The sequence below is a fragment of the Fulvivirga aurantia genome (assembly GCF_009711475.1).
Lineage (GTDB): Bacteria > Bacteroidota > Bacteroidia > Cytophagales > Cyclobacteriaceae > Fulvivirga > Fulvivirga aurantia.
In genome coordinates, this window is record NZ_SMMD01000295.1 from 1 (window position 1) to 1,596 (window position 1,596).

General features: G+C 36.3%; 1 protein-coding gene. It reads right to left on the bottom strand.

Annotated features, from left to right (window positions below; genetic code table 11):
- The coding region (locus E1176_RS01270; RefSeq protein ID WP_155208773.1) for an ABC transporter permease at positions 1–1,498 on the bottom strand (1,498 nt) is incomplete at its 3' end.
- Positions 1,499–1,596: the final 98 nt, after the last annotated feature.

Consider the following 1,596-nt stretch of genomic DNA (forward strand, 5'->3'; position numbering starts at 1 on the left):
CTGGTATGAAATATGAGTTTGAAATTTTTTCCGCTGGAGCAAATTGACTGATCATTGTTTCAAAATTCTTACTGACAATCGTATGATCATCCTCAGAATATGTTGGATTTACAATCAGAACATTTTCAATATTTACTCCTAGCGGTTGTGATTGCATAAAATACAACTGCTGAAACACCACCCATATACTGATAATTAAAACTGCTGACACAAAAAATTGAAATACCACCAACACCTTCCGCAATCTACCTCTCAAACCTGATCGGGTTAATTTGGCTTTCAAAATAACTGTTGGCTGAAATCGACTTATAATTAATGCTGGATAAATACCTGTTACTAGCCCTCCTACTAACACAACTATACCTAATACAACCCAAAAAAAAGGTTGATACAATGATGTTGTAGTCATCGGCAAATCAATAAAATAAATGAACACAGGAAAGATAAGTCGAATGATGATTAGACTCAGTAAAGCTGAAGTGACTATCATAAGGTATGCCTCAAATATAAATTGAACAAATAATTGCCGTTTTCGAGCCCCAACTACTTTTCGCATACCGATCTCACGATATCGTTGCATAGCTCTTACTACAGAAAGATTCACGTAATTTATAAAGGCAATTAAAAGTAGGCCTACAGCAATAATTTTAAGCGTATTAACAACCACCAGGCTTCCCTTACTACTAAACTCATCTTGAGCATTTGAAGACAAGTGAATGTTTTTTATGGAAATTAAGCTGAACCTCATGTGATCTGCACGATCTTTTCCCATAAAATCAGTTGCAATGGTATTAATTGATTTCTCAAGCTGTGCTTTGTTAGTAGCTGGCCTCACCAGGATATAAGTGTAAAAATCAAGCCATTGCCAATCATTTTGAAAATCTCCAAACTCAAAGGGTATTAATACTTCAGGCTGTATATGAGAATTCTCGGGGATCTGTATAACTCCTTTTATATCAAAAGTACTATCAATGAAAATCATTTTCTTCTCAATAGCCTTCAACGCATTTGAAAAAAAATGATCAGACAAACTTTGGTTAATTACTGCTGGAACTGGCCCGTCTCCGGTAAGTGCCTTTGTTTTATCACCCGCCAACATGGGATAACTAAATATTTCTAAAAATGATCGGTCCACAAACAATACACTACTTGTCTGTGCAGTCTTATCTTCAACACGTAATGCCATTTCACTTGACAAAAAATAGGCACGTGTAAACTCAAGCACCTCTGGTAATTTCTCTTTTAGCGTTGGACCCAGGGCAGAGAAAACAGTAGCAGTTTCAGAAAGCGTTGATGCATTTTCATAGTAATGACAATGGATTCGATAAATCTGATCTGCATTTTCATGAAAGTTATCGTAGCTCGACTCATATTGTACATAAGCGAGCAGAAGCATACAGGAAGATATTCCAATAGTGAGCCCAAGAAGATTGATTAACGGAAATACCTTATTTTTTAGCAAACTCCTAATTGCAACTTTGAGATAGTTCTGAAGCATAGTGATAGGGTTTAGGAGTACAAATTAGCCCTACCGTGGGTGAATGATACTAGTTTATAAGATTAGTAGGCCTGAATGAGTCAACCATCGCGCTGAGT